This window comes from Acidiphilium sp. PM, assembly GCF_000219295.1.
Taxonomy (GTDB): Bacteria; Pseudomonadota; Alphaproteobacteria; order Acetobacterales; family Acetobacteraceae; genus Acidiphilium; species Acidiphilium multivorum.
Window position 1 is genome coordinate 1 of record NZ_AFPR01000066.1, and the last position, 7776, is coordinate 7776.

The following is a 7776-nucleotide window of genomic DNA, read 5'->3' on the forward strand; positions in this document are numbered from 1 at the left end:
GGGCCTGCGCCTTGCGGACGGCGATGTCGGTGAGCATACCCCTGCCTCCTGTCCCATACCCCGCATCCGACCCCAGGGCGCCCCGGGATTGAGGGGTATCTCGTGAGACGGATTAGGACATCACCACGGAGGAAAGTGAAGAGATTTCAGGTGGTTGAGACTGATTGAGATCGCGTGAAACGCGAAACTGGCGGATGGGGTGGGATTCGAACCCACGATACGCTTTCACGTATGGCGGTTTTCAAGACCGCTGCCTTAAACCACTCGGCCACCCATCCTGGCAGCGCCGGTTTAGCCGCCCAGGCCGCCGAGCGCCAGATACTTGATCTCGAGATAATCCTCGATCCCGTATTTCGATCCCTCGCGGCCGAGGCCGGAGGATTTGACGCCGCCGAAGGGGGCGACTTCGGTCGAGATCAGGCCCTCGTTGATGCCGACGATGCCGTATTCCAGCGCCTCGGCAACGCGGAAGATGCGCCCCACGTCACGGGCATAGAAATAGCTGGCGAGGCCGAATTCAGTATCATTCGCCATCGCGATCGCCTCCGCCTCGGTGCTGAAGCGGAACAGCGGGGCAACCGGGCCGAAGGTTTCCTCGCGGAAGATCAGCGCGTCATGCTTCACGTCGGCGATGACGGTCGGCGTGAAGAAATTGCCGCCCCGCTCGTGGCGCGTGCCGCCGGTGACGATTCGGGCACCGCCGGCCACCGCGTCGGCGATATGCGCCTCCACCTTCTCCACCGCCTCGCGGTTGATCAGCGGCCCCTGGGTGACGCCAGGCTCCATGCCGTTGCCGACCTTCAGCGCCTCGACCGCGACCTTCAGCTTTTCGGCAAAGAGCTCGAACACACCGTCCTGAACGAGGATTCGGTTGGCGCAGACGCAGGTCTGCCCGGCATTGCGGAATTTCGAATCGATCGCCCCCTTCACCGCGGCATCGAGATCGGCGTCGTCGAAGACGATGAAGGGGGCGTTGCCGCCAAGTTCCATCGACGTCTTCTTGATGGTCGGCGCGCACTGGGCGAGCAGCTTCGCGCCGACCTCGGTGCTGCCGGTGAAGGAGAATTTCCGCACGATCGGGTTGGCGGTGAGTTCAGCACCCATCGGGCCGGAGGGGCCGGTGATGATGTTGCACACGCCCGCCGGCATGCCGGCGCGCTCGGCAAGGACGGCGAGGGCAAGGGCGGAGAACGGGGTCTGGCTCGCCGGGCGGATCACCCCGGTGCAGCCCGCCGCCCAGCCCGGACCGGCCTTGCGGGTGATCATCGCCGAGGGGAAGTTCCACGGGGTGACCGCCGCGAAGACGCCGATCGGCTGTTTCTGCACGATGATCCGCCGGCCGGGGGCGTTCTGCGGGATGGTGTCGCCGTAGATCCGCTTGCCCTCCTCGGCGAACCACTCGATGAAGCCGGCGGCGTAGGCGATCTCGCCCTTCGCCTCGGCCAGCGGCTTGCCCTGCTCGGCCGTCATGATCGCGCCGAGATCGTCCTGGTTGGCCATCATCAACTCGTAGAGGCGGCGGAGGATCGCAGCGCGCTCCTTCGCCAGCATCGCCCGCCAGCCGGCCAGGGCGCGGCCGGCCGCCTCGATCGCGCGGCGCGTTTCCGCGGCACCCATCGCCGGCACCCGGCCAACGAGTTCGCCCGTCGCTGGATTCAGGACGTCGAGGGTCTTCCCGCTCTCCGCCTGCACCCATTCTCCGTTGATGTAATTGGCTTCCCGCAGCAGCGCCGGGTCTTTCAGCCGTACCGTTCCGGTGGTGTTCAGCATCCTGCCCTCCTCGTCATGTTCAAAAGCGTCATGGCTTCAGGTACGCCGGCCGGGGCCGGATTCAATCCGGGGCGAGCGACACCATCGTGGTCTGCGGCGGCATGCCGGGGCGCACCGTCGGCCAGCGCGTGGCCGGATCGGCGAAATCGGCCTCGCGCGTGCCGCCGGGATGCCGTGCCACGGTGAACAGCGTCTTCCCTGCCGGATCGGCCGCGGCACCGCCGACGGCACCCCCCACCGGCGCGCTGTAGAGCAGATCGAGCCCGCCATGCGGGTGCATCGCGAACAGCCCGTCCGCCGTGTCGGTCACGGCGCCGCGCTGGTCGGTGCCGATGAGGAGCCGGCCGCTGCCGTCGAGATCGAGGGTCGAGGGCGCGCGCAGCCAGGCTGTCGAGCCAGGCGCGTAGCGCGAGGAGGAATCATGCGCCGGATTGCCGCCGAGCAGCACCACGCGACCGGCAAAGCGGCGGGCGCCGGGATCGCCGCCCTCGGGGGCGAAGGCCAGAATGTGGCCGGCGCCGTTGCCGGCGCGCGGGTTGAGCGGATCGATCTGGCTGATCCCCCGCCCCGGATTGCCGCGGCAGGCGAGGTAGAGCGTGCCGTCCGGGGCGATCGCCATGCCCGAAGGGGCATCGAAGCCGGAACCCCGGCGGCCGGCCGATGCCGTCGCGGTCAGCGAGGGCAGGCCGGCGGGCAGGTCGTGCCAGACGATGTGCGAGTGCTCGATCACCGCGACGGCGAGCGTGCCGGCCTCGAGCGCGCCCTCGCCGGTGCCGGCCGGGGCGGCGCCCTTGAAGCGGAACAGCCGCCCCATCGGCCCGTCCTCGCTCATGAAGACCACGGCGCTGCCATCGGCGGCGAGCCCGCAGGCCACGCCCGCGCGGGGCAGCCGGCCGAGGGCGGTGCGCTTCACCGGAAAGGACATCGGATTCGCGGCGTCGAGCTCGACCACCCAGCCGAAGCCGGCGCCCACGGTCGGGCTGCCGAAACCGGGCGCATGGCCGGCCAGGCGCCGGATCCAGCCCGCGGTGTGGCCCTCGGGCAGCAGCACCGTGTTCCAGGGCGTCACACCGCCGATGGAGGGCGCCAGCACGCCCTGGACCGTCTGCCCGACCGAAGCGGCGGCCGGGCCGGCGATGCGGCACAGCGTGCCGTCGGTGATGCGGCGGGACTGGTAGCCGCCGGCGACCACCACCCAGCGCCCGTTCTGCATGGCGAGGTTGAGCACCGAGGCGCCCTGCATCTTGCCGGCGACGGTCGCGGCGCCGCGGCCGCGCGGAAACGCCATGCGCATCTCCACGTCGGGGTGGGTGACGACCATCAGCAGCCGGCGCACGCCGTCGTCGGCCGGCGGCATCTTCACCAGCCCGGCAATGATCGCATCCCAGCCGAATTGCTGGCTGGCGGCGGCGAGGGTGACTTCGCCCGGGCGGAAGGGCGGCGCGGATGGCAGCACGGCGTCGCCCCAGCGGATCAGCACGTCCCGCCGCCAGCCCGGCGCGACGACGTCGTTCAGTTGCGGGGCCTCCGACCCTGGCGGCAGGCTGGTGACCGGTTCCGCCGTGCCAAGGACAGACGTCGAGGCGCGGGCGGCGCCGGCCATCGCCAGCGCCGCCACGCTTCCGGCCATCACGCCGCGCCGTCCGATCATGGGATCAGAAACCGCTCCCGCCGCCGAGGCCGCCGGCCGATCCGGCGCCGAGGCCCGGATTATAGTGCCCGACGCCACCGACGAGCTGCTGCAGGAAACTTGCATGGCCGCCCGGCGCATGCGTCCTGCCGCCGGCCATCGCCACATGAACCGCCTGCTTCCCGCCGACCCGGCGGATCGATTTCAGCACGCCGTTGCCGGTGAAATCGAGCACGACGACCTGCTGCTTCTCGACGCCAAGGGTCTGGCCGATGCGCGGCTTCGTCACCTGGCTCACATAGAGCCAGTCGTGATCGTGGAACGTTTCGCGCAGCGTCGGCGAGCCGAGCAGCGCGGTCGCGTCCGCCTCGGTCGAGACGCCGGGGGTGAGCTGCTTGAGCTGCGCCTCGGTTACCGCGGTGCCGCGATAGCGTGGCTGGGCCGTGAACAGGGCGCAGCCGGCCAGCGCCGGCAGCAGCAGGAGGGGAAACAATGGGCGGAGCTTGGTCGCCAATCTGCGCACGCGGCTGGATCCTCGGGTTGCGGCTGGTCCCGGTTCTATGGGCGAGCTTCCATCGTCGTGCAAGATGCGCCAGTATTTCATGATGACTGACGCCCCTCCGTTTCCGCTGTCGCGGCACTTCGATCTCGCCCGCCTCGGGGATGCGGCGCAGGAAGTGACGATCGATGCCGACGCCGAGGCCCGCGCCGCGATCGCCCGGCAATTCGGCATTCCGGCGGTCGAGGCGCTGTCCGGCCGGTTCCACATCAGCCGCATCGGGCCGGACCAGGCCGAGGCCAGGCTGGAGCTTGCCGCCCGCGTCATCCAGAGCTGCGTCGTCTCGCTCGAGCCGGTGGAACAGACCATCGCCGAGCGCACCAGCTTCCGGCTGCTTTCCGGCGGCGAGCCGGACGATGCCGGCTCCCTCGACCCCGATGCGCCGGACGACATCGTCGCCGACGGCACGGTGTTCGATCTCGGCGCGCTGCTCGTCGAACAGCTGGCGCTGGCCCTCGATCCGTATCCGCGCCGGCCGGGCGCCGAGCCGCCCGCGGCTTCCGGGACCGGCGCCAAGGATGAGGCGCATCCCTTTGCCGCGCTCGCCCGGCTGCGCCGGCCCAACTGAGCAACCGGCATGTGGCAGTCCCGCGCCGGACAAACTTGCCGTGGGCCCGGCGCTCTGCTAGAGGGCCGCTTTCCAATCCCCCCGGTCAGCGGGGCGTCACCCGCTGGCGCGCCGCGACCCGTCGCGACGTAACACAAGAGAACCGAGAGTCGACCATGGCCGTACCCAAGCGCAAGACCTCCCCCTCCCGCCAAGGCATGCGCCGCAGCCATCATGCGCTGGGCCAGCAGGCTCATGCCGAGTGCAGCAATTGCGGCGAGCTGAAGCGCCCGCATCATGTGTGCGGCCATTGCGGCCATTATGACGGGCGCGAAGTCGTCGCGGCCGGCAAGGATCTCAAGGGCACGGTCAGGGTCTGATCCGGTCGTGTCCGCGTCGGCGCCGTACGTGCCTTCAGGCCGCCGATGACAACCGGATCAACAGCCGCAGCCGCCTCCCCTTCCGCCATGCCAAGCCCGCCCCCGACGCCGGAAACGGCGACCGCATCCGATCGGACCGCAACGCCGGCGCCGGGGATGCCTATCCTCGCGGTGGATGCCATGGGGGGCGACAGCGCCCCCGGCATGGTCATCGCGGGGCTCGACATCGCGGCCGAGCGCCATCCCAATGCGCGATTCGAGGTGTTCGGCGATGCGGTGCAGATCGATGAGCTGGTGCGGCTCAGCAAGCGGCTGCGCAACCGGGTCTCGATCCGGCCGACCACCGAGATCATCCCGAACGAACTGAAGCCAACCGCGGCACTGCGCCTGCGCGACGCCTCGCTGCGCCGGGCGATCGACGCGGTGGCGAACGGCGAGGCCGCGGGCGTGATTTCCGCGGGCAATACCGGCGCGATGCTGGCCCTGGCCAAGATCGTCCTCAAGACGATGAGCGGGATTGACCGCCCGGCCATGGCGGCGATCGGCCCTTCGGCCCGCGGCGACGTCGTGATGCTCGATCTCGGCGCCAATGTGGTCTGCGACGCGCGCAACCTCGTCGAATTCGCCGTGATGGGCGAGCTGTTCGCCCGGACGGTGCTCGGCCTGCCGCACCCGACGATCGGCCTGCTCAATGTCGGCTCCGAGGAAATGAAGGGCGACGAAACCCTGCGGCGCGCCGCCGAGGCGTTGCGCGAAAGCCCGATCGGGCCGCAGTTCCGCGGCTTCATCGAAGGGCATGACATCGCCGGCGGGACGGTCGACGTCGTCGTCACCGACGGGTTCACCGGCAATGTCGCGCTGAAGACCGGCGAGGGCGCGCTGCGCCTGGTCGGCGACCTGCTGCGCCGGGGCTTCTCGGCGAACATTGCCTCCCGCCTCGCCTATCTCCTCGCCCGGCCGGGCCTGACCCGGCTGCGCGAATGGCTCGACCCGCGGCGCTACAACGGCGCCGTGCTGCTGGGACTCAACGGTGTCGTCGTCAAGTCGCATGGCGGCGCCGACGCCGAGGGGTTCGCCCATGCGGTCGATGTGGCGATGGACATGATCGTCAATCGCTTCAACGACCGCATCCGCGACGATCTCGGCCGCCACGCCGACCGCGAACGCCTCGCCAGCGATGCGTTCCGCGCCACACCGCCCGCTTCCGCCACCTCCGTGACAACCGGCTGACCGACATGCAACGCACCGTTCTCGAAGGGGTCGGCAGCTACCTGCCGGAACGCATCGTCACCAATGACGAGCTCGCGACGCGGATCGACACGTCCGACGCGTGGATCCGCGAGCGCACCGGGATCGGCCAGCGGCACATCGCCGCCGCGCATGAAACCGCGACCTTCATGGGCGCCGAGGCGGCGCGGCGGGCACTTGCCGCCGCCGGCGCTTCGGCCGATTCGGTCGATGCCGTCATCGTCGCGACGTCCACGCCGGACCAGGGCTTTCCGGCCACCGCGGTGAGCATCCAGGCCGCCATCGGCATGACGCGCGGCTTCGCCTTCGATCTCTCGGCCGCCTGCTCGGGCTTCGTCTACGGCGTTTCGGTGGCCGATGCGATGATCCGCGCCGGGCAATGCCGCAGCGCGCTGGTGATCGGCACCGAAGTCTATTCGCGCATCCTCAACTGGGAGGACCGGGGCACCTGCGTGCTGTTCGGCGACGGCGCCGGCGCCGTGCTGCTGCGCGCCGGCACCGGCGAGGACGATCGTGGCGTGATCTCCACCCATATCCATTCCGACGGGCGCTACGGCGACATCCTCTTCATCGACGGGGCGACCGGCCAGGACGACCGGCCGCAGCACCTCGTGATGAACGGGCGCGAGGTGTTCCGCCACGCCGTCAGCAAGCTCGCCGGCGCGGTCGACGAGGCGCTGGCGGCCAACGATCTGACCCAGGCGGATATCGACTGGCTGGTGCCGCACCAGGCCAACCGGCGAATCATCGACGCGATGGGCAAGCGGCTCGGCCTCGCGCCGGAGCAGGTCGTGGTCACGGTTGACCGGCACGCCAATACCTCCGCCGCGTCGATCCCGCTCGCGCTCGACGAGGCTGTGCGCGACGGGCGCATCCGTCGCGGCCATCTCGTGCTGATCGAGGCGCTTGGCGGCGGGCTGACCTGGGGTTCGGCGCTGATCCGCTTCTGAACCGCCGGCGCGCATGGCTCCGGCCACTGCCCGCAGCCTGTTCCGTGTTGACCCGACAGGCTTTCTTGCTAATCTTGAAAAATGAGCACGTTGACACGCGCAGGTCTGGCTGAGTCGATTTACGCGGCGGTTGGGCTGTCGCGCAATGAATCCGCGGCACTCCTCGAGGCTGTGCTCGACCGCATGAAGCAGGCGCTGGCCGAAGGCGAATCCATCAAGATCAGCGGGTTCGGGACGTTTTCTGTCCGCCAGAAAGGCCGCCGGATCGGGCGCAACCCCAAGACGGGACGTGAAGTGCCGATCCTGCCGCGCCGCGTGCTGGTGTTCCGGCCGAGCCAGATCCTCCGCGACGCCGTCGATACCGGCCAGGTTCCGTCGGCGGCAGGCCAGTCTTGACCGACGAGCCGCATCGCCACGAATCCACGCCGGACGAGCACGGCCGCAACCGGGTCCGCAAATCCGCCGAAGCCTACCGCACGATCAGCGAGGTGGCGGACGAACTGCATGTGCCGCAACATGTGCTGCGGTTCTGGGAAACCAAGTTCCCCCGCATCAAGCCGCTCAAGCGGGGCGGCGGACGGCGCTATTACCGGCCCGACGATGTCCTGCTGCTGCAGCGCATAGCCGACCTGCTCTACATCCAGGGCTACACGATCAAGGGCGTTCAGCGCCTGCTTCGCGAAAGCGGCGGG

9 protein-coding genes and 1 tRNA gene are annotated in these 7776 nt (G+C 69.7%); 6 read left to right on the top strand and 4 right to left on the bottom strand.

From position 1 onward, the window contains the following. Positions 1 to 188: 188 nt before the first annotated feature. From APM_RS02330 to APM_RS02345, 4 genes are all read right to left on the bottom strand, one after another. Positions 189 to 278: transfer RNA gene (locus APM_RS02330), tRNA-Ser, on the bottom strand. A 13-nt stretch (positions 279 to 291) separates the two neighbouring features. Further along, a complete protein-coding gene (gene gabD / locus APM_RS02335) occupies positions 292 to 1770 on the bottom strand; it encodes an NADP-dependent succinate-semialdehyde dehydrogenase (RefSeq protein ID WP_007421750.1) in 1479 nt (492 codons plus the stop codon). Positions 1771 to 1831: 61 nt separating this feature from the next. Beyond that, positions 1832 to 3421 carry a PhoX family phosphatase gene (locus tag APM_RS02340; protein WP_007421751.1) on the bottom strand — a complete coding sequence of 530 codons (1590 nt, stop codon included), beginning with the start codon at positions 3419 to 3421 and terminating at the stop codon, positions 1832 to 1834. A gap of 4 nt (positions 3422 to 3425) precedes the next feature. After that, positions 3426 to 3923: an outer membrane protein assembly factor BamE gene (locus tag APM_RS02345; protein WP_007421753.1), complete on the bottom strand. Its 498-nt coding sequence runs from the start codon at positions 3921 to 3923 to the stop codon at positions 3426 to 3428. Between the two features lie 82 nt (positions 3924 to 4005). Between APM_RS02345 and APM_RS02350 the strand changes: the two genes are divergently transcribed. The 6 genes from APM_RS02350 to APM_RS02375 form a co-directional block, all read left to right on the top strand. Further along, positions 4006 to 4527: a DUF177 domain-containing protein gene (locus tag APM_RS02350; RefSeq protein WP_035187520.1), complete on the top strand. Its 522-nt coding sequence runs from the start codon at positions 4006 to 4008 to the stop codon at positions 4525 to 4527. 155 nt (positions 4528 to 4682) lie between these two features. Continuing rightward, a complete protein-coding gene (rpmF, locus tag APM_RS02355) occupies positions 4683 to 4886 on the top strand; it encodes a 50S ribosomal protein L32 (RefSeq protein WP_011941402.1) in 204 nt (67 codons plus the stop codon). A 156-nt stretch (positions 4887 to 5042) separates the two neighbouring features. Continuing rightward, on the top strand, positions 5043 to 6116 hold the full coding sequence (plsX, locus tag APM_RS02360; RefSeq protein ID WP_007421754.1) for a phosphate acyltransferase PlsX: 1074 nt from the start codon (positions 5043 to 5045) through the stop codon (positions 6114 to 6116). Positions 6117 to 6121: 5 nt separating this feature from the next. Continuing rightward, the gene (locus APM_RS02365) at positions 6122 to 7084 is read left to right on the top strand and encodes a beta-ketoacyl-ACP synthase III (protein ID WP_007421755.1); all 963 of its coding nucleotides are present in this window, start codon (positions 6122 to 6124) and stop codon (positions 7082 to 7084) included. 81 nt (positions 7085 to 7165) lie between these two features. After that, positions 7166 to 7480, top strand: a complete 315-nt coding sequence (locus tag APM_RS02370; protein WP_007421756.1) for an integration host factor subunit alpha — start codon at positions 7166 to 7168, stop codon at positions 7478 to 7480. Next, the coding region (locus tag APM_RS02375; RefSeq protein WP_007421757.1) for a MerR family transcriptional regulator at positions 7477 to 7776 on the top strand (300 nt) is incomplete at its 3' end. The genes APM_RS02370 and APM_RS02375, both read left to right, overlap by 4 nt.

Coding starts and splice junctions, on each gene's coding strand:
- gabD (WP_007421750.1), bottom strand. CDS start 1,770: ATGCTGAACACCACCGGAACGGTACGGCTGAAAGACCCGGCGCTGCTG.
- APM_RS02340 (WP_007421751.1), bottom strand. CDS start 3,421: ATGATCGGACGGCGCGGCGTGATGGCCGGAAGCGTGGCGGCGCTGGCG.
- APM_RS02350 (WP_035187520.1), top strand. CDS start 4,006: ATGACTGACGCCCCTCCGTTTCCGCTGTCGCGGCACTTCGATCTCGCC.
- rpmF (WP_011941402.1), top strand. CDS start 4,683: ATGGCCGTACCCAAGCGCAAGACCTCCCCCTCCCGCCAAGGCATGCGC.
- plsX (WP_007421754.1), top strand. CDS start 5,043: ATGCCTATCCTCGCGGTGGATGCCATGGGGGGCGACAGCGCCCCCGGC.
- APM_RS02365 (WP_007421755.1), top strand. CDS start 6,122: ATGCAACGCACCGTTCTCGAAGGGGTCGGCAGCTACCTGCCGGAACGC.
- APM_RS02370 (WP_007421756.1), top strand. CDS start 7,166: ATGAGCACGTTGACACGCGCAGGTCTGGCTGAGTCGATTTACGCGGCG.